Here is a 21,942-nt window from a genome sequence, read left to right on the forward strand (position 1 = left end):
AGGCGGCGAGCCATAACAGCACCGCCGAGTACGCCAAACGTAGCCCTTGCCGGGTCCAATAGATGCGGCCGAGTTCCGGCATTGATCCCCCAATTACTATTCGCGCGGCGTCCATGCTCCCGGATGCCCAGGAAAGCCTATAGTCCGAGTGCAGGCCGAAGCCCCAGGTTCAGCTCAGTTTTTGCCGAGCTTCCGCGCCGGGCCATGGATGGCCACCGGCTGTGGCCGACCGCCGTCGTCCCTGCTCCGGCTGCTGATTCACCGAATAGACGTACGTCACCACCAGGTGCAAGGGTGGTCGGATGAATGCCGACATCAACTTCTACTTTGACCCCGTCTGCCCCTTCGCCTGGATGACCAGCAAATGGGTGCGACAGGTGCAGGCGCAGCGCGACTACACCGTGGACTGGCGGTTCATCTCATTGCGCCTGATCAACGCAAACGTCGACTACGACGCGCATTTCCCGCCGGAGTACGAGGCCGGCCACACCGCCGGGCTCCGGCTTCTGCGGGTGGCGGCCCAGGCCCGTGCTGAGCACGGCGGCGAGTCGATAGCCAGGCTCTATGAGGCGTTCGGCAAACACATCTTCGACACCGCACCGGACCCGGCCGAACAGCGCACCGAGGGCGAAATCCGTGAGCAGCGCGGGACACGTGAGTTCGTGGAGCCTATCCTCGCCGACGCGGGCTTGCCCTTGGCACTGGCGGACGCTCTCGACGACGAGTCCTGGGACGGCGAGATCCGCCAGGAGACGGACGAGGCGCTGGCGCTGACGGGCAAGGATGTGGGCACGCCCATCATCCACTTTGAGCCTCCGGCCGGGGTGGCCTTCTTCGGCCCGGTGATCAGCCGGCTGCCGGACGACGATTCGGCCGCCGAGCTGTGGGACCACGTGGTGGGGCTGGCACGGTTCCCCGGTTTTGCCGAACTCAAGCGGAGCCTGCGCGAGCAGCCCCAGCTTGCTGCCTTCGGGGTCGATGCCGATACCGTCGGCCAGCAGGAGGACTGGCACGGCGGCAGCCGGCGGCAGAAGAAATGACGTCAGTAGAGGATCGATCGATGAAGACAAACACCCGCCAGCACCAGGAATCCGTCACGGTCCAGGCCTCAGCCGATGCGCTCTACGACCTGGTCTCCGACATCACCCGCACCGGTGAGTGGAGCCCGGTCTGTACGTCGTGCTGGTGGGACGACAAAGCCAGCGCGGGCCAGCCCGGCGCCTGGTTCACCGGCCACAACGAGATCCCGGGGCGGACCTGGGAGACCCGGTCGCTGGTGGTGGCTGCCGAGCGCGGCCGCGAGTTCGCCTGGGTGGTGGGCGGCCGCTTTGTCCGTTGGGGTTTCACTCTGACCCCGGCAGATAATGGGACGAGGCTGACCGAGTCGTGGGAGTTCCTGCCGGAGGGAATCGCCATGTTCGAGGAAAAATATGGCGACAATGCGTCTGTTCAGATCGCCGAGCGCACCCAGCAAGCCCTCGACGGCATCCCGAAAACGCTCGCCGCGATCAAGCGGATTGCTGAGTCCGCAGACGCCAACGGGGACGGGCGCGCCTAGGCGCGGACCCGCCGTCGTCCGTCCCAGCAGCGAAAGCCCTGGCGGCAGCCTGTGCCGCCGCCAGGGCAAGCCCGGGGGAAAGCTACTTGACGGCAAGCTCCCCAAGCTCGGACCAGCCGTCCACCTTGACGTTCACAATGTCCGGTGTCCGGGACAGGTACGCCGGCAGCTCAGCCGTCGCCTTCTTGAAGTGCTCCGTTCTCACGTGCTCGCCGCCGGCTTCGTCGTCGCGGAACGCCTCGATCAGGACGTAGGTGTTGGGGTCGGCCAGGGAACGCGCCCATTCGAAGAACAGGCAGCCCTCCTCGGCGTTGGTCTTGTCAGTGAACTCCCGTGAAATCTCCGGCCACGCGTCGGCGTGCTCCGGCTTCACGGGGAATTTGGCGGTAATGAAAATCATTGGTTCTCCTTTTGAAAGCAGCGGGAAAGATCAGGGGACCAGGATCGCCCGGCCGCGGACCTTACCGGCGTCCAGGTCACTGATGGCCTGCTGGAAATCGTCCAGCTTGTACTTCTGGGTGTGCAGGGTGACCGCCCCGCGGGCGGCCAGCGCCATCAGGTCCTGCAGGTCGTTGTAGGACCCCACCAGGTTGCCGATGATGTTGATCTCGGAGGAGATGATGTCGATGGTGGGCACGCTGATGTCCTCGCCGTAGCCCACCACAAAGTAGTCGCCGGCCTCCCGCAGCATCGCTATCCCCTCCGACGTCGCGCCGCCTTCGCCCACGAAGTCGATCAGCACCTCGGCGCCGTTTCCGCCGGTGAGGGCGCGCACCTGCTCCACCTGCGTGCCGTCCGCGATGACGCCCTCGTCGGCACCAATCGACTTCGCCAGCTCCAGCGCGGCGGGGTTGCGGTCCACCACGATGATCCGGCTCGGCGTGAGCGCCTTCAGCACCTGGATGCCGATGTGGCCCAGGCCGCCGGCGCCGATCACCACGCAGTTGTCCCGCGGCGTGAGCCGCTTGGCCGCCTTCGCCGCCGCGTGGTACGCCGTCAGGCCCGCGTCCGCCAGGGCCGCCACGTCCGCCGGTTCCAGCGAATCGTCGATCTTCACCACCGAGCGGGCGGAGGTCAGCAGGTATACGGCGTATCCGCCGTGGGTGTCAATGCCGGGGAATTTGCTGTTCTCGCAATGCACATCGTCGCCGGAGCGGCACGCACGGCACAGGCCGCAGGTGATCAGCGGGTGCAGGATCACCTTGTCGCCCTCCTTGACGTTGGTCACCGCGCTGCCCACGGCGTGCACCCAGCCCGCGTTCTCGTGGCCGATGGTGTAAGGCAGCTGCACCTGGGACTTCTCGGCCCACTGGCCCTCCAGGATGTGCAGGTCCGTCCGGCACACACCGGCTCCGCCGATCTTGACCACCACGTCCCACGCCCCGGACACCTCCGGGATGGGAGCCTCGGTCATCTTCAGGCCTTCGTGGTAGCCGACCACCTGGACGGCTCGCATGGTGTTCATGGGTGGGTCTCCTTGACTGTGAACGGAAGAAGGTGGTGATGGTCGGCGGCCTCGGCCCCTTCGGGCCGATCCGTCTGGTCGGCGCCCGAGCCCTCGTACCGGGTGCGCAGCAGGCCGCGGCAGAAGTGCGCGTTGCCGTCGATGGAAATGCGCGTGGACCGCGCCCGCCGCAGCGCCATCGGTACCTGCTCGGCAGGGTAGGGGCGCCCGTCATGGTCAACAAGTACGACGGCGGCAGGTTCCGTGGGCAGCCCCAGCGCCATCCGCCGTCGTACTAGAGCGTCCTTGGTGCGGCCCGCCGGCAGGTCACCCAGCTGCGCCGTCCCCACATTCGCCTCGGTGAGCGCTGGATCGGTGCGCAGCTGTTCGGTCAGGCAGCGTTCCATGGCGGCGGTGTGCGCCTTGCGGCGGAACATCAGCCGCAGCCCGTCCAGGCTGTCCTCGGCCTCGTGGCCAAAGGTGCCCCGGTAGCCTGCGTCCGCTGCGAGGCCGGCATTGATCAGGGCGGAATCGTGGTGGTCATCCAGTTCCACCACCACCCGTACCACCCCTGGCAGCGGCGCGATGGCGTCCTTGCTGTCCGACGCCATCAGGTAGGCGAAATTGGGAGAGCAGAACGAGGTGGGCAGGCGCAGGTGGACGGTTACCTCGGTGCCGTCCGCTGCGCGGGTGACTTCGATGGAGCGGACGAAGCCCAGGTCCGTGATGGGCTCATCCAGCTCGGGATCCAGCACGGCGGCCAGCGCCTGCCGGATGTCCTCCACCGCTACGCTACGCACCCTCGCGTCGCTGACGGCGCGTTCCGTCAGTGCCGCCGTCATGCCGCGCCCGCCAGGTCCGCCCGCTCCGGCTGGCGCGGGCCCGTGGCCGTTTCGCCGGCGTCGGGCAGCTGGAGCTCTGGCGGCACCGGGATGTTGTACATCTTCGCGGCGTTCAGCCCCAGGATCTTTTTCTTCTGCTCGGTGGTGATGGGGGCGTACTCGGTCATGTCCTCCGGAATTTGGAAGTCCACGAAGCGCTCCACCAGCCAGCGCGGGGTCCACAGGGCGTAGTCGCTTGAGAAGAAGATCCGGTCCTCGCCGATCCAGTAGATGAGCTCGCCGATGATCTGGGCGAAGTACCGCGGCCGGGTGTGCATGAACGGCATGGCCACGGCCAGGCCGCCGTAAACGTTGGGCTCCTGGGTGGCGATCCAGCAGAAATCCTCCAGCCGCGGCAGGCCCACGTGCTCCACAATAAAGTTCAGGTCGGTGAAGTCCGAGGCGACGTGGTCTACGTCGGACACGTCGAACGAATCGCGGTCCAGGGGCCGGATGGTGGGGCCCTTGTGGACGTGGATGTTCTTGATGCCGAGCTTCCGGCACTCCTCGAAGTAGCGGAAGGCCCACGGATCGGAGAGCTTGTAGCCGCGGGATTCCCCGTGCCATTCGGCGGTGTAGAGCTTGACCCCCGTGAACTTCATCTTCTCGTGGTCGGCGCGCAGCCGGTCCAGGCCGCGTTCGCCGTCGCGCGGATCGAAGCAGTGGTTGTAGGTGAGCTTGTCCGGATGTGCCGCGGCCAGTTCGTAGGCTTCCTTCGTTTGTCCGAAACCGTTCTTGTAGAACTCGCCCAGGTACGCCGGCTGGAAGATGGCGTGGTCCACGTAGCCGTCCTCGAAGAGGTCCTTCATCAAACGCTCGCCGCCCTGGTACAGGTATTCCTCGTAGGTCCACAGCTCCTCTGCGGGGGAGAGGTTGCGGTGGTAGTCGTAGAAGCAATCGATGAACTGCTTGCCGTGAACGTTGCGCTGGTTCTCCGGCCGGGCGTCCCACAGGGCGATGTGGGCGTCGACGATGAAGTAGTTCTCGCCGTCCTTGCTGTACATGGTGTTCTCCTCCCCGCGACTGCCATAGTCGCGACACCAACGAGGCTAGGGCGGTTCCGCGCCCGTCAACATGTGACCGGTGTCTCATTTTGAGACGACGGGGTCTCGCCCTCCCGGACGCCGGCACGTAGTCTCGAATGAGGCAGGACAAGGAGGACGGCAATGGTGCCGAATGGGAACGTGCCGGTGCCGCGGCCGGAGCGCGGCGGGCCGGGCGCAGAGCTCGCGGTTGCCTCGCGGCGCCTCCTCGCGTCCTGGCAGCGGAGCGAGGAATACGGCGTCTCAGCGGAGGAGGTTGACCCGGTCTGGGCCGGATCCGTGGATGGCGACTCCCTGTTCTACCAGTGCGGGCAGGAGGTCCTGACCGGGCTCTACCAGACCCTGGCCAACGAGCCGCTGAGCCTGATGCTCACGGACGCCGACGGGCTGGTGCTCAACCGGTTCAGCGGTGACACGTCCCTGCTGCGGGCGCTGGACAAGGTGCACCTGGCCCCGGGCTTCGCATTCTCCGAGCGGCAGGCGGGAACCACCGGACTGGGCCTGGCCCTGGCCGACCGCACACCGAGCCTGGTCCGCGCCGAGGAACACTACAGCGCCAGCCTGCGCACCTACACCTGCGCCGCCGTGCCGGTGCTCGACCCGCTCAGCGGACGGCTGGAGGGCAGCGTCAACATCACCACCTGGTCCAAGTCCTCCCCGGAGCTGCTCCTGGCCCTGGCGCAGTCCGCCGCGAGCACCACGTCCGCTTTGATGCTTGCCAAGTCCGGCGGCCGGCAGCCGAAAGCGGGGCCGAAAGGAGGGGTGTTCCGGGTTCAGCGCGGGCGGCTGGAACCCGGGGCCGGTACGCTCCGCGCCATGTCCCGGCCGTGGACCGAGGCCCTGGACGCCGCGGCCGTGGCGCTCGTGTCCGGCAAGGTGGCCGCCGCCGTCGGAGAACCGGGGACCGGCCGCGCCACCCTGCTGGGCCAGGCCATCCGCCAGGCGCACCCCGGCAGCCGCATCCTCTGCGCCGCGGTCCCCGCACCCCAGGACGTGGAAGCCTGGCTGTCGCTGTGGACGCCGGAACTGTCCAAGCCCCACACCGCGGTGATCGTGGAAAACATCGACCTTCTCCCGGCCTGGGCGGCGCAGGAGCTCAGCGCCGTCGCTGTCAGCTCGCGTGGGGCGGAATTCGCGGGCCATCCCACCGCCGTCACCTGGGCCGTAACCGCGGAGGAACTCACCGCTATCCCCGCTCCGCTGGCTGTGCTGGTGGAGACAGTGGTGCCGGTGCCCGCCCTGCGGGACCGTGGTGACGACGTGATGCCCCTTGCCCGATACGCAGCCCGCCAGGCCCGGATGCGGGAGGTCGACTTCACGCCTGCGGCCGAACATGCGCTGACCGCGTACAGCTGGCCCGGCAACATTGACGAACTGTTCGGAATGGTCCAGGACGCGGCCCAGCGCACGGAAACCATCGATGTGCGGCACCTTCCGGCCGCGCTGATGGGACTCTCCGGCCCCAAATTGACGCGGATCGAGGCCGTGGAGCGGGATGAGATTGCCAGGTGCCTGTCCCGGCCCGGAACCACTGTGGCGGCGGCCGCGGCGGAACTGGGGATCAGCCGCGCAACGATCTACCGGCGCATGGCCCGGCTGGGTATCACGGCTCCAAAGTAGGCGGGCGGCTGCCCGTGCAACAATGACGCCATGACCCACGAGCAGCCTCACGCCCTTGCGCCGGAACTGGACAGCGCCGACCTCTCCGCCTTCGAAGCCGCCTACCAGGCCGCGCAAAAAAGCCTGGCCGAAGGCGGCATCCCCATCGGGGCTTCGATCGCGCGGGGCGGCGTGGTGATTGCCAGCGGACACAACGAACGGGTCCAGAACGCGGATCCGATCGCGCACGGGGAAATGTCCGCACTCCGCACCGCCGGACGGCAGAAGAGCTACCGGGACACCACGCTGTACACCACCCTGGCCCCGTGTGCCATGTGCGCCGGAACCATCATTCAGTTCAAGATCCCCCGCGTGGTAGTGGGGGAGGCGAGGACGTTCGACGGCGAACTGGAGCTTTTGCGGTCACGCGGGGTTGAGGTGGTGGTGCTGGATGATCAGCGTTGCGTGGACATGATGGCTGCGTTCCAGGCGGACAAGCCGGAGCTGTGGGCGGAGGACATCGCCGAGTAGCGCCGGTCCAGTGCTGCTGTGACGCTTAGGGGCGCACCGGTGTGGCGGCCTCGTTACCCAGCACCGTGGTCCACGGGCTGGCAGTCCACGATGTCACCACGCCGTTGATGACGTAGGGGTCTGCGGCTGCGAAGGCTTTTGCAGCCTCGAGCGGGTTCTCGCCGGTGAAGATCAGCAACCCTTTGAAGGGCCCTTCGCCGATTGCACCGCCGAGCAGGAGCTCGCCGCGTTCAACTGCTTCCCACCCCGCCCTGAGGTGGTCCGCGCGGTACTGCCCGCGGCTTTCGAGGTAGTCATCCGCGTAGGTGTATTCAAGTACGGCGTGCATGCGTGTCTCCAGTCCGGTTAGTGGTTTCGTTCGCTGTAAAAGCAGCGTACCCAGCAGGAGTTGGCACGCACCACAGCCACCCCACCCTGCATCCTCGCATTCCAATGGAGTCCGCTGGAAGAACACATTAAAGCGGCAAGCCGCTTCCGTTGTCCGGAAGCGGCTTGCCCCAAAGATGAACTCTAAGGTGCGAGTAAGGCACAGACGTCGACCACTCGGCCTGGTCCCGAGAACAGTCTTCCTTCCCCTCCAGTTGGCGTGAGGGCGTAATTGACGTTTCCTGTCGTGTAGTAGAGCCCTTCAGCATGCTGCCCGTCTACTTTCGGAACGATGAGGAGGTTCTTCCCGACCGAGACGACCTCTCTGCTGCCGTCGGGCAGGATCTGTGTATGGGTCGTACCGGTGATCAGGTACGTCAGGGTCTTGCCGTTGGCGCTCAACGTAATGGTCATACCCGGCGAGATCGCTATGACCCCGCCGTTCCCTTGGGATATCTCTTTCGATTTACCAGTCAGTTGGGCCGTCACCTCGAAGCCGGGACAGTCGGTTCCGAAGAAGTCCTGGATAACGAAGGGGTCGGTGGGATTTGGTGTGGGCGGTGCGGCAGCAGCGGGGCCGGCTATTCCGGCGAGTGCGGCTGTTGCTGCGACGGTAACGGGCATGGCGATGCGAGTGAGCCAGTTCTTCATTGAAGTACTCCGTTGTAGCTTTTGAATAGTTCCCCAAACGGGACAAGTCCCTGACTGCAAGGACTTGGAGTTTATGTAGGGGTTTCAAAGCCATCACGAGTAATTGATACTCACATTTGATAGTTAGGGGTTACCCGCGTATTTTCCCTAATTCGTAGTGCGCTCTCCGAAAACTAGGGCGCAACCGCCGCCACCTCAACCTGAACCCCCGCGTCCCGGAACTTCTGCACCTGACTTGGGTCGGCGCCGTCGTCCGTCACCAACGTCCACGGCAAAGCCAGCCGTGCCCAGGCATGGAACGGCCGCAGCCCCAACTTTGACGAGTCCGCCAGGACATAGACGGCACGGCCCCGCCGGGCCATGAGCTCCTTGAGCCGGGTCTGGGCGTGGTCGGCCTCGCAGATGCCGTCCTCGGCGGTGACGGCGTCGGCGCCCAGGAACACGCGGTCAAAGCTCATCCGCTCCAGCGCCGCCTCGGCCAGCGGCCCCACGAAACTCTGCGACACACCCCGGAGCCGGCCGCCCAGGCAGTCAACCTCGATGCCCTCCGAATCGGCCAGCTCCTGCAGAGTATTAAGACCAGGCGTGGTGACGGACAACCGGTCAAACCCGCGCAGCTCGTGGGCCAGGGCACCCGCCGTGGAACCGGCGTCGAGCAGGATGCTCTCCCCGGGCTGGATCACCGACGCCGCCCACCGGGCGATCGCATGCTTCTGCTCGAACGCTTCCCCGGTGCGCTGCCGCAGCGACGCCTCCGGATGCGCGCCCATGGCCATCGCCCCGCCGTACGTCCGGGCCAGCCTGCCCTGCGAATTCAGCAGTGCCAGGTCCCGCCGGATGGTGGACGCCGTCACCTCGAACTTGGCGGAGAGCTCTTCCACGGAGGCCAGGCCGGTGGTCACGGCAAGGTGGTAGATCTCCTCGCGCCGCGCGTTTGCGCTGAGCATTCCCGGTCTCCTTCCCGTGGGCATGGCGGTGGCAGTGCTACCCATGCTAGTTCCGGACCCCAACCAAACCGGGCTACTACACGGCCACGGACGGCCGGGTGGCCATCTCCGCCGCCTGGTGCAGCGCCTCCACCATGGACCGGGAATCCGCGATCGCCTTACCGGCAATGTCGAACGCCGTGCCGTGGTCTACGGACGTGCGGATCACCGGCAGGCCCACCGTGATGTTCACGCCCGCCTCGATGCCCAGCACCTTCACCGGCCCGTGCCCCTGGTCGTGGTACATGGCCACCACCAGGTCGTAATCGCCCCGGCCGGCCAGGAAGAACAGCGTGTCCGCCGGCAGCGGGCCCACCGCGTTGATCCCGTCCGCCTGCGCCGCCTTCACGCCCGGCTCGATCTTCTCCGCTTCCTCGCCCTGCCCGAACAGCCCGTTTTCGCCCGCGTGCGGGTTGATGGCGCACACCCCGATCTTCGGGTTGGGGATGCCCGCCCGCACCAGCGCCTCATGGCCGCGGCGGATGGTCCGCTCCACCAGGTCCGGGTTGATCTTCCGGATCGCGTCCATCAGTCCGATGTGCGTGGTCACGTGGATCACCCGGATCTTGGGCGTGGAGAGCATCATGGACACTTCCTCTGTGCCCGTCAGGTGCGCCAGCAGCTCGGTGTGCCCGGGGAAGATGTGCCCGGCGGCGTGCAGCGCCTCCTTGTTCAGCGGCGCGGTGCAGATGGCCTGCACCTTCCCGGCCATCGCCAGCTCGCTGGCCACCCGGATGTACTCGTAGGCGGCGTGCCCGGCCACGGGGGAGAGCTGCCCCCACGGCAGGTCCTCCGGCAGCAGCGCCAGGTCGATCACGTTCACCCGGCCCGGCGAGAACACCGCGTCCTCCACGTCCTCGATCGCCCGGATGTCCGCGTCGATCCCCAGGATGTCCGCTGCCTGCCGCAGCCGCAGCGCATCACCGATCACCACGGGCCGGCACTCGGCGTTGCTCTGCGGATCCAGCACCGCGGCCACCACCACCTCCGGGCCCACCCCGGCGCCGTCGCCCATGGTCACGGCCACGTAGGGGAGTGGCTGGTTGGTTGCTGAGTCAGTCATTGTTGCTCCAGATTCTTCGGAAGTCGTGCGGGGAAGGGTGGGGGCGGGAGTCGGCGCGGCGTGGCCGCGGCGCTCCCGGATTTCGTCATACAGCTGCAGGAGGGCCAGATCATCGCCGAAGCTGCCGGGCTTGGTGCCCACCAGCGTCCCGTCGTCGGCCCGGCTCAGCACGGCCCCGTGCTGCACCGCTGCGAGCGGCACCAGGCTGGAGCGGCCGACGGCGTCCAGGACTTCCCGCGCCGTCTCACCGCCGGTGAGGATCAGGTCAGCCGGGGCGGCCTTCGCGGCCTGCTTGGCGAAGGTGGACAGGGCCTGCACAATGGTCAGGGCTTTCGCGGGGTCCACCTTTGCGGCGGCCAGGGTGACGGCCACGTTCCGGCCGGCCCTGAGCGCCTCCGTGGTTTCCTCGAGCTGCGTCGCATAGGCGCCGGAAGCACCTGCATACAGGGGATGGAGCCGGACCACTTCAAAGCCGCGCGCCTCAAGCTTGGCCAGCTGCGCCTGCGCAGTCCTGGAAGCGGAGCCGACGACGGCGAGCACCGGCCGTGCGGCATCCAGCGGTTCCGCGGTGGTTCCGCCAGCCGTTGCCACAACTTGCGCATTCCGCGCAAGTTGAGCTCCGAGGCGCCGTGCCAGGACATCAGCCGCCCCGCCGGTTCCCACCAGCACGATGCGGCGGCCGCCGGCCTGGAAGTCCAGCTCCAGGAGCGCGTCGACCACGTGCTCCAGGTCCGCGGTGGTCTCACCGTCGGCCACCACCAGCGCGGGCCGGCCGTCCAGCAGTGCGGACAGGCGGGACAGCACTCTGCTTGACCGCACCGCCACCAGGTCCAGGGACTGCACGGTCTCCGGGTCCTCCGGGCGGAGCAGCGACGGTATGTCCGCCGGCGGGGCCGAGGCCTCCGCCTGCCACAGGTCCGTTTCCGCCAGGGGAGAGCCGGCAACGCAAGGACGGCCGGCGCGCACTGTGCGCTGCAGCTGGGGGAGTGCCCCCGCAACCACCACGTGGAAGCCGAGGCCCGCCAGTGCGGCGGTCTCGGCGCTGATGTTGCCGCGCCACAGGGAGTCCATCTTCTTGAACATCACGTGAGCGCCCACGGCGTCGGTACTGGAGAAGGCATCCTCGACCAGTGCCCCGGCCGAGGCCGCCGACAGTCCCCGGGTGTGGGTATCCGCGACCACTACGTCGGTGGCCTGCGCCGCACAGGAGGCGCCGCCGTCGTGCGTTCCCGCAGCAGTACCCGTGCCCAAGAGGAGCTGCGCGGACAGTCCGTGCTCCACAAAGCAATAGCCAACCTCGGCGGCGCCGGAGAAATCGTCGGCCTGCACAAATACGGAAGCCACGTTGCTCCTCTCGCTCGGTAGTCGGCTCGAATCCCGCGCCAAGTGCGGGAAGCTTTCCAACATCATGACACGATTGCGCGAATCACGCTAGAGGGGTTGCGCGAATTGCGCAGGAGTGGCAAAGTGATGGACACAACATTCGGCGCAGCCACTCCGGCCGCCCGCCACCCCAACCTACCGAGAGGTCAACGATGACCGTTCTTCCTCAAGGAAGTGAGATTTCCCGCCGCCGCCTGCTGCAGTTCGGCGCGGCCGCTGGGTTCTTGCTGGGCACCGGAAGCCTCGCCGGCTGCGCCGGACCCACCGGCCTCCCGGGCCCCAGCACCCTGACCCTGGCCCTCAACCGCTCACTGGTCAGCCTGGACAACAAGCTCAACCAGTTCGACGCCGCCGTCACCGTGCAGCGCTCCGTCCGCCAGGGACTCACCGCCATCGGACCCGAAACCAAGCCCATCCTGGTCCTGGCCGAACGCTTCGAAATGACCGGTCCCACCGAATGGACCGTCCGCCTCCGCGAGGGCATCCGCTACTCGGACAACAGCCCCGTGAAGATCGAGGACGTGGCCACCGCGCTGAAGATGTACAAGCAGGTGCAGGGCTCGTTCGTGGCCGGCTTCTTCCCCGAATTCCCGGAAGTTGTTCCCGTGGATGACCGCACCTTCAGGATGGTCACCAAGAAGCCCGTCCCCATCCTGGACTCGCTCATGAGCATGATCCTGATAACCCCGGCCGCGCAGAACAAGCCGGAGGAACTGCAGGAAGGCCTGGGCACCGGCCCCTACGTGGTCACCAAGTACAACCGCGGCGCCGGCACCTACAGCCTGGAACGCAACAAGAACTACTGGGGCCCCGCACCGCACATCGACAACGTGGAAGTCCGGTTCCTCCCCGAGGAATCCAGCCGCGTCATCGCCCTGCGCAGCGGCGAGGTGGACGTCATTGACTCCATCACCCCGGACTCCCGCTCGCAGCTCGCGGGACTTCCCGGCGTCACGCTCCAGGAAGCGTCCAGCCTCCGCCTGAACCAGATCTTCTTCAACTTCCGCAAGCCCGCCGGCCACCCGCTGGCCGATCCGCGCGTGCGCCAGGCCCTCAGCATGGCCATCGACGGCAAGTCCCTGGTCAAGGACGTGCTGGTGGACTCGGTCACCCAGGCCGAAGGTGTCACCCCGTCCAGCCTCACCGGATACCACAAGACCGGCGAGTACGTTTACGATCCCGAAAAGGCCAAATCCACCCTCGCCGAACTCGGCGTCAAGGACCTGACCATCAAGATCATCTGGGAAACCGGGGAGTTCGCCTCCGACACCTCCGTGATGGAAGCCCTGGTGGAAATGTTCGGCAAGATCGGCGTCAAGGCCGAGCTGCAGCAGTTCGAACCCGGCGGCAACATCATGGCCTGGCGCCAGGGCAAACAGGGCGACTGGGACCTGCTGGCCAACGGCTACCCCAGCCCCACCGGCCTGGCCATCACCATGCTGCAGGGCATGTACGCGGGCACCCCCGAAAAGGAAGCCACCCGCGACACCTACCAGGGCTACGTGATCCCCGAGGTGGCCGCCAAGATCCAGGCAGCTTCCGCCGAAGCGGACCCGGCCCGCAGGACGCAACTGCTGAACGACGCCCAACAGGCGGTCTGGGACACCTGGCCCTGCGCCTGGGCGTTTGTCCCCAAGTCTGTCCTGGCCCATCGGAACCGGGTGTCCGGGATCAAGCTGGCACCCACCAACTCCTACCCCCTCGTTGATGTCCGGCTGGAGGCCTAAGCCATGACGAACTACATCCTCAAACGCGTGGGACAGGGCCTGCTGACCGTGTTCCTCACGGTGTCCACCGTGTTCATCCTGATCCGCATGGCTCCGGGCGACCCCGCCGTCTCCTACGCCGGGCCCCTGGCCACCACCGAACAGCTCGCCAAGGTGCGCGAACAGTTCGGCCTGGACAAGCCCCTGCTGGAGCAGTACTGGATCTTCCTCCAGCAGCTGCTGACCGGCAACCTGGGCCAGTCCTACTCCTTCCAGGCCCCCGCCATGCAGGTGGTCTTCGAACGGCTGCCCTACACCCTGACACTGGCAACCTCGGCAATCCTGCTGACCGCCGTCGTCGCCATCCCGCTGGGTGTGTGGATGGCCCGCCGCCCGGACACCGGCCGCGAATTCGGCGTCAACGTGCTCACCATCGCCGGGCAGTCCATGCCCGACTTCTGGACCGGCATCATGCTCCTCACCGGCTTCGCCGTGCTGATCCCCATCTTCCCGGCCTCCGGCTTCGCCACCTGGGGCGGCCTGGTCCTGCCCACGGTCACCATCGCCATCCTGCAGATCGCCCTGATCTCCCGCATGGTCCGCCGCGAAATGACCGCCAACTTCGCCGCCCCGTACCTCACGGTGGCCCGCTCCCGCGGCGTCCGCAACTCCGTCCTCACCTGGCGCTACGCCATGGGCAACTCCGCCATCCCCGTCTTCACCGCCCTGGGCACCCGGTTCGCCGCGATGCTCAACGGCGTGGTGGTGGTGGAAGTGGTGTTCGCCTGGCCCGGCGTCGGCTCCCTGATCGTGCGGGCCCTCGAAACCCGCGACTACCCCCTCATCCAGGCAACCGTCCTCATCACCGCGCTGCTGGCCGTGGCAGTCCAGCTGCTCATCGACCTCGCCTACCCGCTCCTTGATCCCCGCGTTCGTCTTGGAAAGGCGGCCACAGCATGAGCCTCGACACCGCAACCCCCGCAGCGTCTTCCGGCGCGCAAGCAAAGCAGCCCAGCCCCTCCGCCGTCACCAAGGCGGACATCGCCAAGGCAGGCGCCACCCGCCGCCGCAAAGCAGCCCAGTGGAAGCTGATCGTCGGCACCATCTGCACCCTGCTGGTGATCATCCCGATCATCCTGGCCAACGTGCTCCCGCTGCCGGACGCCAACTTCCAGGACCTCGCCGCCCGGCGCCTGCCGCCGCTGACCGACGGGCACCTGTTCGGCACCGACCAGCTGGGCCGCGACCTGCTCTCCCGCGTGCTGCACGGCGGCCAGGTCTCGCTGACCATCGGCCTGCTGGCCGTCCTGGTCTCCGGCGCTATCGGCGTCATCCTCGGCTCCGCCGCCGGCTACTTCGGCGGCTGGGTGGACACCATCATCTCCCGCCTCCTTGAAGCCCAGATGTCCCTGCCGCTGCTGATGATGCTGCTGCTGGTGGTGGCCCTTTTCGGCCCGTCCATCCCCGTCATCACCTTCGTGATCGCCATCGCCCAATGGCCCGAGGTTGCCCGCCTCACCCGCTCCATGGTGCTGGTGGAACGCGAAAAGCCGTACGTTTCCGCCGCCCGGATCCTGGGCCTGCACCGCATCCAGATCCTGATCCAGCACATCATCCCCAACGTCATCAAGCAGGCGACCCTGGTGGTGCTGCTCCTGCTGGCCCAGGCCGTGCTGCTCGAATCCGCGCTGTCCTTCCTGGGCGCCGGCCCGCAGCGGCCCTTCGCCACCTGGGGCCGCATCATCTCCGACGGCCAGGCCTACATCACTACCTCCTGGTGGATGGTCACCCTGCCCGGCCTGGTGATCGTGCTCATGGTGGTGGGCGTCAACCTGCTGGGCGACGGCCTCCGCGACCGTCCCCGCCGCAAGAAGAAGGGTGCCTGACATGTCTGCTTCCCCCACATTCACTGAGCAGCCGCTGCTGGAGGTCCGCGACTTCCAGGTGGAGCTGATCACCGACGCCGGCATCATCCGGGCCGTTAACTCCGTCAGCTTCAGCATCCACCGGGGCGAAACGGTCACCATCATCGGCGAGTCAGGTTCAGGAAAGTCGACGACGGCGATGGGCATCCTCCGCCTGCTGCCAGAGGACCTGGCGGTGCTGTCCGGCACCGTGTTGATTGACGGCGTCGACATCTCCGCTGACCCCAAAGCCATCGACAAGGTGCGCGGCAAGACCCTGGCGCTGATCCCGCAGGACCCGATGACGGCGCTGAGCCCGGTCCACTCGATCGGCAGCCAGCTGTTCGAGGCAATCCGGATCGCCGGTGCCGCGTCCGCCAAGGACAAGGGCGCGCTGCAGGCCCGGGCCGTGCGGCTGCTGGAACAGGTGCACATCCCCACGCCGGAGAAGCAGCTGAAGAAGTACCCGCACCAGCTCTCCGGCGGCATGCTCCAGCGCGTGCTGATCGCCATCGCACTGGCGTCCGAGCCGCAGCTGCTCGTGGCGGACGAGCCGACCTCGGCCCTGGACGTCACCGTGCAGGGCGGCATCCTGGACCTGCTGCTGGAACTGCAGGAACAGCGAGGCATCGGCATCCTGATGATCACGCACGACCTCGGCGTGGCCCGGCTCATCTCGGACCGCATCCACGTGATGAAGGACGGCTCCTTCGTGGAATCCGGCGAGGTCCAGCAGATCGTGGACCACCCCGCCACCGAATACACGCAGACCCTGCTGGCCGCCGTACCGGTGCTGGGGCCGTGGGACGAGACGCCCGCAGCCACCGGCCGCCGCGCCGCGGGCAATTCCCCAGCCACCCCTGACCCAGCCCTCACCCAGACCGGAGCAAAGCCATGACCGAGCCGTTCCTCGCCGTCGACCACCTGGTGGTGGACTACCACGTCCCCGGCGGCACGTTCCGGGCCGTGGACGACGTCTCTTTCTCTGTGGACAAAGGCAAGACGATCGCCGTCGTGGGTGAATCCGGCTGCGGCAAATCCACCATCGCCAAGGCGCTCATGCGGCTGGTGACCCCCACCAGCGGCTCCATCAACCTGGACGGCACGGACATCGCGTCCATGAGCGAGGCCAAGCTCCGGCCCCTGCGCTCCAAATTCCAGATGGTGTTCCAGGACCCGTACGGCTCGCTGGACCCGCACATGACCGCACAGGAAATCGTGGCCGAACCCCTCAAGCTGCAGGGCATCCGCTCCAAGGCCGAACGGCACAAGGCGGCCGCCACGCTGATCGACCAGGTGGGCCTGCCCGTCCGGTCCCTGGACAAGCACCCGGGGGAGTTCTCCGGCGGCCAGCGCCAGCGCATCGGGATTGCCCGGGCGCTCGCCTCCAAGCCCGAACTGCTGGTCTGCGACGAAGCCACCAGCGCCCTGGACGTCTCCGTGCAGGCGCAGGTGCTGCGGCTGCTGAAGTCCATCCAGGATGACACCGGCATCACCTACGTGTTCATCTCGCACAACCTTGGCGTGGTGCAGGAGATCAGCGATACCGTCATGGTGATGCAGCGCGGCAAGCTGGTGGAACACGGCACCACCGCGTCCGTCCTGACCGCCCCCAAGGAGGACTACACCCGCAAGCTCCGCCGCGCGGCCCTGGACCCCTCCACCATGACCGGCCTGAAGCCGCGGCACATCGTCCGCTCGCTGGCCCTGTCCAACTCCTGACTCTTCCTGACTCAATGACGAACGCAACCATGAGGAACCAACGCATGAGCACGCAGCCCCAAGGCACCCAGGTGGACGGCCTGAAACTCCCCATCTCCCGGCTGGTCCTGGGAACCATGACCTTCGGCGACACCGCGGACGAGGCCACCGCCGGGCGGATGGTCGAGGAAGCGCTCGCCGCAGGCATCACCACCATCGACACCGCCAACGCCTACGTCGGGGGAGTCACCGAGGAGATGCTCTCCCGGCTTTTGAAGGGAAAGCGCGACGACGTCATCCTGGCTTCCAAGGCCGGCATGCCGCACGCAGACCACGGCTCCAATGCGCCGTTGTCAGCGGCTGGCCTGCGGGCCAGCGTGGAGGGCAGCCTGCGCAGGCTGGGCGTGGACAGCATCGACCTGTTCTACCTGCACCAGCCGGACCGGGCCACCCCGCTTGCCGAAACGCTGTCCACCGTTGCCTCGCTGGTTGAAGAAGGGAAGATCGGCGCGCTGGGCGTGTCCAACTTCGCTGCCTGGCAGATCGCCGACGTCATCCACACGGCGCGCGAAGTCGGGGCGCCGCAGCCCGTCGTCGCACAGCAGCTCTATAACCTGGTGGCCCGCCGGCTCGAGGAGGAATACCTCGAGTTCGCCGCCACCCACAACGTGCACACCATGGTCTACAACCCGCTGGGCGGCGGCCTGCTCACCGGCAAGCACAGCTTCGACGCCAAGCCCACCGAGGGCCGCTACGGCGACTCCAAGCTGGCCGCCATGTACACGCAGCGGTACTGGGACAAGCAGCTGTTCGACGCGATCGGCGAGCTCTCCCGCATCGCCTCTGACGCTGGGTTTTCCCTGGCGGAACTGTCCCTGCGCTGGCTCGCCTACCGGGACGGCGTCGGCTCCATGCTGCTGGGCGGGTCCAAGGTGGAACAGCTGCGTGCCAACATCGCCGCCGTGGCCAATGGACCGCTGCCGGCCGACGTCGTGGAAGCCTGCGCCGCCGTGGGCACCTCGCTGCGCGGCCCGATGCCTGCCTACAACCGCTGATCCTGTTCACTGCCCACTTGAACCGACTGACTGAACCGACACCTGAAGGACCCTGATGACTTCCCAACTGGCCCTCGAATTCGCCCGCAAGATCCGCGCCCGTGAGCAGGCGGTGGGCTACTGGGCAGTGCTGGACGCGCCCGTGGCCACCGAACGCATCGGCCGCCTTGGCTACGACTACGTTGCCCTGGACGCGCAGCACGGCCTGCTCGGCTACTCGGGCGTCCTCAACGGGTTGATGGCTATCGACGCCGGGCACACCGCCGTCGGCATGGTCCGGGTGGAAGCCAACGACTTCACCGCCGTCGGCAAGGCTTTGGACGCCGGGGCGGTGGGTGTCATCGTCCCGCTCATCAACAACGCTGAGGACGCCGCCGCCGCCGTGGCCGCCGCAAAGTATCCGCCGCTGGGCGGCCGCTCCTACGGCCCGATGCGCTCTGCCTTGCGGATCGGCCCCGTCCCCGCCGAGGCCAACGCCGCCACCCTGGTGTTCGCCATGATCGAGACGCCCGAGGGGCTGGCCAACGTCAAGGAAATCTGCGCCACGCCCGGCCTGGACGGCATCTACGTCGGCCCCTCCGACCTCTGCATCGCGGTGGGCGGAGCGTTCCCCGGGGATCCCGCCGTCGACGCCGAATTCAACGCCGCGCTGGAAACGGTCGCCGAGGCCGCCGCTTCCGCTGGCATCGCCGCCGGCATCCACACACCCGCCGGGACAGTGGCGGCGCAGCGCCTGAAGCAGGGCTACACGTTCACCACGGTCGCCTCGGACCTGACGCACCTGGAACAGATCGCCAAGTCCCACCTCGACGCCGCCCGCTCCGCTGCCGGCACCAAGGAAGGCCAGTAACCATGACCACCACCACGGACAGCTACAGCACCATCACCCCGGACGGGGCGGTCAAGACGGCCGACGGCGCCGACTTCGCCTACCTGCCCGCGCCCACCGTGCAGAGCCACGCCGCCAACCTGCTCACCCTCCCGGACGGCCGGCTGGGCTGCGTCTGGTTCGGCGGCACCCAGGAAGGCGTGCCGGACATCTCCATTTGGTTCTCCACCTTGGAACCTGGCAGCACGCAGTGGTCGGACGCCGTCCAGCTTTCGGACGACTCCACGCGCTCCGAGCAGAATCCCATCCTCTTCACCAACACCGATGGGGCCCTCTGGCTGCTGTATACCGCGCAGAAGGCGGGCAACCAGGACACCGCCGAGGTCCGCCGTCGTATTTCCCTGGACAGCGGCGGCAGCTGGGGCGACGTCGAAACGCTGTTTCCCGCCAACGAGACCGGCGGCGTGTTCGTCCGCCAGCTGCCCGTGGTGCTCCCGTCCGGCCGGCTGATCATCCCCATCTTCCGCTGCATCACCACGCCGGGGGAGAAGTGGGTGGGCAACAGCGACGACAGCGCCGTGATGATCTCTGACGACGCCGGCGCCACCTGGACCGAGCACGTCCTGCCCGGCAGCCTGGGCTGCGTCCACATGAACATCCAGCCCGTGGCCGACGGCTCGCTGCTGGCCCTGTTCCGCAGCCGCTGGGCCGATTCCATCTACGAGTCCCGCTCCACCGACGACGGCTCCACCTGGAGCGAGCCCGTCCCCACCGAGCTGCCTAACAACAACTCGTCCATCCAGTTTGTTGCTTTGACGGACGGCCGCCTGGCCCTTGTCTACAACCACAGCCGGGCGGGGGAGGGTACCGAGCGGCGCCTCTCGCTGTACGACGAGATCGACGACGACGGCCTGGCCGAGGAGCAGGGGCAGGTGGCCGAACCGAACGCTTCAGCTTTCCCGGAGGACGACGGCGTCAAGCGCGCCTTCTGGGGGACACCTCGCTCGCCGATGACCCTGGCTATTTCCGAGGACTCCGGCCGTTCGTGGCCCATCCGCCGGAACCTGGACGTGGGGGACGGGTACTGCCTGTCCAACAACTCCCGCGACGGGCTGAACCGCGAATACTCCTACCCTTCCATCCACCAGGGCCCGGACGGGGCGCTGAACATCGCGTACACGTACTTCCGGCAGGCCATCAAGTACGTCCGGGTGGACCCGCAGTGGGCGTACGAGGGCAGCACCACCCCGGGCGGGGACGCATGACCAAGCACGCGGTGGTCACCGGCACGAGTTCGGGGATCGGCAAAGCCATCGCCTCGAAGCTGCTGGCTGACGGATGGCGCGTGACAGGGCTGAGCCGCACCGAGTCTGTCCTGGAGGGCAAGTTCGAGTGGCTGCAGGCTGACCTGTCCGAGCCGGAATCCCTGGCTGATGCCGTGTCCGGACTCGCTCCGGCCGACGCCCTGGTCCACGCCGCCGGATTCCAGCGGACCGCGCACCTGGGCTCCCTTGACCCGGCGGCACTGCAGGGCATGTTCACCGTCCATGTCGCGGCGGCCTCCATGCTGGCCAACGCGCTGGTGCCCACCATGCCCGACGGCGGCCGGATCGTCCTGCTGGGCAGCCGCACCTCCACGGGCATGCCGGGCAAGAGCCACTACGCGGCGACCAAGGCTGCGCTGATGGGCCTGGGCCGGACATGGGCGCAGGAACTGGCACCGCGGGGGATCACGGTCAACGTCCTCTCCCCGGGACCCACCGACACCCCGATGCTGAGCGACCCCGGCCGCGCCGCCACGCCGGTGAAGCTGCCGGCCCTCGGTGCGTTGGTGGACCCGGAGGACGTAGCCGCCCTGGCCGCGTTCCTGCTGGGCCCGCACGGCAAGTCCATCACGGGCCAGAACTACGTGATCTGCGGCGGCGCCTCCCTCTGAAGCTCCCTCGTGACCCCGGGAGCCCCCGAGTTCGCCGGAACGGTGCCGGGACGCCGGAACGGAGCGGCGATCCGGCACCGTTCCGGCGTCTTCGGCGTCGCCGGCGAAACTGCACGTTCGTGCAAACACCCGTGATCGCTTGTCCCGCCGCCGGGAGGCCCAGAATTTGCTACTCACCAGTAACAACGGGTGTGCTGTGGGTCACATTTGCCGCGGGGCTGGCGGTCGTGAACGCGGGTTTTGGCCGCACGTTCGTGCACTTCCGCTGCGCAGGAGCAGCAGCACTGCCAGCATGGAAACCTCGGCCGGGGCTGATGGTCACCCCCAAGACCATCAGCCCCGGCTTCCCCATAGACAGACGAACAAAGAGGTTTCCATGTCATTCCTTAGCCGGGCCCTGTCCATATCCGCTGCCGCAGTCCTCGCCTCCTCATTGATGGCCGCTCCCGCCCAGGCCGTCGACGTGTCCCCACCCGGAGCCAACGACTGGTCCTGCAAGCCGTCGGCCGAGCACCCGTATCCGGTGGTCCTGGTTCCGGGGACTTTCGAGAGCATGGAGAAGAACTGGTCCACGCTGTCGCCGTACCTCAAGAGCCAGGGGTACTGCGTCTTCGCCCTCAACTACGGCGAAACGAACGGGGTGTACGCCACGGCGCCGGTCAAGGATTCCGCAAAGGAACTGGCCCCGTTCGTTGATGCTGTCCGTGGCGCCACCGGCGCCAAGCAGGTGAACCTGGTGGGCCACAGCCAGGGCGGCATGATGCCCCGCTACTACATGGGCTTCCTGGGCGGCGCCAAGTACGTCCACCAGCTTGTCGGCATCGCACCGTCCAACCACGGCACCGAAGGCGTGATCCTTCCGCCGCCGGACCTGCTTCCCACGCCCGACTACACCGCGGCAGGCTGTGCGGCCTGCGCGGACCAGCAGGCCGGCTCGCCCTTCATGCAGGAGCTCAACTCCATCGGCGATACTGTCGCCGGCCCGGCCTACACGGTCATCTCCACCATCCACGATGAGGTGGTGATCCCGTACAACAGCCAGTTCCTGAACGGATCCGCGCGGCAGGTCACCAACATCACCATCCAGGACAAGTGCCCGGCCGACGTCTTCGAGCACGACCAGACGCCGAACGATCCCGTGGTGCACCAGCTCGTGGGCAATGCGCTGGCCCAGGCGTCGGGTCCGGCGGATCCCGCCTACCAGCCCGCCTGCATTTAGGACGTCAAAGCAGTACGACGGCGGGAGGCCGGCTTCCAGAGCCGGCCTCCCGCCGTCGTCATTGTCTGAGGCGCCGGGCAGGTGGCG

Annotated in this window: 22 protein-coding genes; 14 read left to right on the top strand and 8 right to left on the bottom strand. The window is 67.4% G+C overall.

The features are described 5' to 3' along the window. Window positions 1-302 precede the first annotated feature (302 nt). Entirely contained in the window at window positions 303-1,040 is a 738-nt protein-coding gene (locus VIK36_RS05795; protein WP_324644448.1) for a hypothetical protein, read from the top strand. Between the two features lie 20 nt (window positions 1,041-1,060). Further along, window positions 1,061-1,558, top strand: a complete 498-nt coding sequence (locus tag VIK36_RS05800; protein ID WP_324644449.1) for an SRPBCC family protein — start codon at window positions 1,061-1,063, stop codon at window positions 1,556-1,558. A gap of 82 nt (window positions 1,559-1,640) precedes the next feature. Here the strand turns inward: VIK36_RS05800 and VIK36_RS05805 are convergent, their stop codons facing one another. Genes VIK36_RS05805 through VIK36_RS05820 form a run of 4 tightly spaced genes read right to left on the bottom strand, consistent with a single transcriptional unit; the run spans window position 1,641 to window position 4,887 of the window. Next, complete coding sequence (locus VIK36_RS05805) at window positions 1,641-1,958, bottom strand: putative quinol monooxygenase (RefSeq protein WP_324644450.1); 318 nt, start codon at window positions 1,956-1,958, stop codon at window positions 1,641-1,643. Window positions 1,959-1,988: 30 nt separating this feature from the next. Beyond that, window positions 1,989-3,023 carry an NAD(P)-dependent alcohol dehydrogenase gene (locus tag VIK36_RS05810; protein WP_324644451.1) on the bottom strand — a complete coding sequence of 345 codons (1,035 nt, stop codon included), beginning with the start codon at window positions 3,021-3,023 and terminating at the stop codon, window positions 1,989-1,991. Then, window positions 3,020-3,844: an iron-sulfur cluster assembly protein gene (locus VIK36_RS05815; protein ID WP_324644452.1), complete on the bottom strand. Its 825-nt coding sequence runs from the start codon at window positions 3,842-3,844 to the stop codon at window positions 3,020-3,022. Before VIK36_RS05815 ends, VIK36_RS05810 begins: the two co-directional genes overlap by 4 nt. Then, window positions 3,841-4,887, bottom strand: a complete 1,047-nt coding sequence (locus tag VIK36_RS05820; protein ID WP_324644453.1) for an amidohydrolase family protein — start codon at window positions 4,885-4,887, stop codon at window positions 3,841-3,843. The genes VIK36_RS05815 and VIK36_RS05820 overlap by 4 nt, the downstream gene beginning before the upstream one ends. 162 nt (window positions 4,888-5,049) lie before the next feature. Between VIK36_RS05820 and VIK36_RS05825 the strand changes: the two genes are divergently transcribed. Continuing rightward, on the top strand, window positions 5,050-6,546 hold the full coding sequence (locus VIK36_RS05825; protein ID WP_324644454.1) for a helix-turn-helix domain-containing protein: 1,497 nt from the start codon (window positions 5,050-5,052) through the stop codon (window positions 6,544-6,546). A 30-nt stretch (window positions 6,547-6,576) separates the two neighbouring features. Beyond that, complete coding sequence (locus VIK36_RS05830) at window positions 6,577-7,056, top strand: nucleoside deaminase (RefSeq protein WP_324644455.1); 480 nt, start codon at window positions 6,577-6,579, stop codon at window positions 7,054-7,056. Between the two features lie 25 nt (window positions 7,057-7,081). Here VIK36_RS05830 and VIK36_RS05835 read toward each other — a convergent pair whose 3' ends face one another. The 4 genes from VIK36_RS05835 to pdxA form a co-directional block, all read right to left on the bottom strand. Then, entirely contained in the window at window positions 7,082-7,384 is a 303-nt protein-coding gene (locus VIK36_RS05835; protein ID WP_324644456.1) for a YciI-like protein, read from the bottom strand. A 182-nt stretch (window positions 7,385-7,566) separates the two neighbouring features. Continuing rightward, a complete protein-coding gene (locus VIK36_RS05840; protein ID WP_324644457.1) occupies window positions 7,567-8,073 on the bottom strand; it encodes a hypothetical protein in 507 nt (168 codons plus the stop codon). A 173-nt stretch (window positions 8,074-8,246) separates the two neighbouring features. Continuing rightward, window positions 8,247-9,020 carry a DeoR/GlpR family DNA-binding transcription regulator gene (locus VIK36_RS05845; RefSeq protein ID WP_324644458.1) on the bottom strand — a complete coding sequence of 258 codons (774 nt, stop codon included), beginning with the start codon at window positions 9,018-9,020 and terminating at the stop codon, window positions 8,247-8,249. 76 nt (window positions 9,021-9,096) lie between these two features. Further along, window positions 9,097-11,466, bottom strand: a complete 2,370-nt coding sequence (pdxA, locus tag VIK36_RS05850; protein ID WP_324644459.1) for a 4-hydroxythreonine-4-phosphate dehydrogenase PdxA — start codon at window positions 11,464-11,466, stop codon at window positions 9,097-9,099. Window positions 11,467-11,657: 191 nt separating this feature from the next. On the opposite strand from pdxA, the gene VIK36_RS05855 reads away from it, so the two are divergent. The 10 genes from VIK36_RS05855 to VIK36_RS05900 all read left to right on the top strand — a co-directional run bounded on the left by VIK36_RS05855 (window position 11,658) and on the right by VIK36_RS05900 (window position 21,855). Next, window positions 11,658-13,232, top strand: coding sequence for an ABC transporter substrate-binding protein (locus VIK36_RS05855; RefSeq protein WP_324644460.1), 1,575 nt, complete (start codon window positions 11,658-11,660; stop codon window positions 13,230-13,232). Between the two features lie 3 nt (window positions 13,233-13,235). After that, window positions 13,236-14,171: an ABC transporter permease gene (locus VIK36_RS05860; protein ID WP_324644461.1), complete on the top strand. Its 936-nt coding sequence runs from the start codon at window positions 13,236-13,238 to the stop codon at window positions 14,169-14,171. After that, window positions 14,168-15,097 carry an ABC transporter permease gene (locus VIK36_RS05865; RefSeq protein ID WP_324644462.1) on the top strand — a complete coding sequence of 310 codons (930 nt, stop codon included), beginning with the start codon at window positions 14,168-14,170 and terminating at the stop codon, window positions 15,095-15,097. Before VIK36_RS05860 ends, VIK36_RS05865 begins: the two co-directional genes overlap by 4 nt. A 1-nt stretch (window position 15,098) precedes the next feature. Then, window positions 15,099-16,013 carry an ABC transporter ATP-binding protein gene (locus VIK36_RS05870; RefSeq protein WP_324644463.1) on the top strand — a complete coding sequence of 305 codons (915 nt, stop codon included), beginning with the start codon at window positions 15,099-15,101 and terminating at the stop codon, window positions 16,011-16,013. Continuing rightward, entirely contained in the window at window positions 16,010-16,837 is an 828-nt protein-coding gene (locus tag VIK36_RS05875) for an ATP-binding cassette domain-containing protein (RefSeq protein ID WP_324644464.1), read from the top strand. Before VIK36_RS05870 ends, VIK36_RS05875 begins: the two co-directional genes overlap by 4 nt. Before the next feature lie 44 nt (window positions 16,838-16,881). Next, window positions 16,882-17,871 (top strand): aldo/keto reductase, encoded by a 990-nt coding sequence (locus VIK36_RS05880; RefSeq protein ID WP_324644465.1) that lies wholly within the window; start codon window positions 16,882-16,884, stop codon window positions 17,869-17,871. 55 nt (window positions 17,872-17,926) lie between these two features. Next, window positions 17,927-18,721, top strand: a complete 795-nt coding sequence (locus VIK36_RS05885; protein ID WP_324644466.1) for an HpcH/HpaI aldolase family protein — start codon at window positions 17,927-17,929, stop codon at window positions 18,719-18,721. A 2-nt stretch (window positions 18,722-18,723) separates the two neighbouring features. Continuing rightward, window positions 18,724-19,965, top strand: coding sequence for a sialidase family protein (locus VIK36_RS05890; RefSeq protein WP_324644467.1), 1,242 nt, complete (start codon window positions 18,724-18,726; stop codon window positions 19,963-19,965). After that, window positions 19,962-20,636: an SDR family oxidoreductase gene (locus VIK36_RS05895; protein ID WP_324644468.1), complete on the top strand. Its 675-nt coding sequence runs from the start codon at window positions 19,962-19,964 to the stop codon at window positions 20,634-20,636. The genes VIK36_RS05890 and VIK36_RS05895 overlap by 4 nt, the downstream gene beginning before the upstream one ends. 376 nt (window positions 20,637-21,012) lie before the next feature. Then, window positions 21,013-21,855: an esterase/lipase family protein gene (locus VIK36_RS05900; protein ID WP_324644469.1), complete on the top strand. Its 843-nt coding sequence runs from the start codon at window positions 21,013-21,015 to the stop codon at window positions 21,853-21,855. Window positions 21,856-21,942: the final 87 nt, after the last annotated feature.

Origin of the sequence: Pseudarthrobacter sp. LT1 (assembly GCF_035621795.1) — a bacterium.
In the GTDB taxonomy this organism is placed as follows: domain Bacteria; phylum Actinomycetota; class Actinomycetes; order Actinomycetales; family Micrococcaceae; genus Arthrobacter.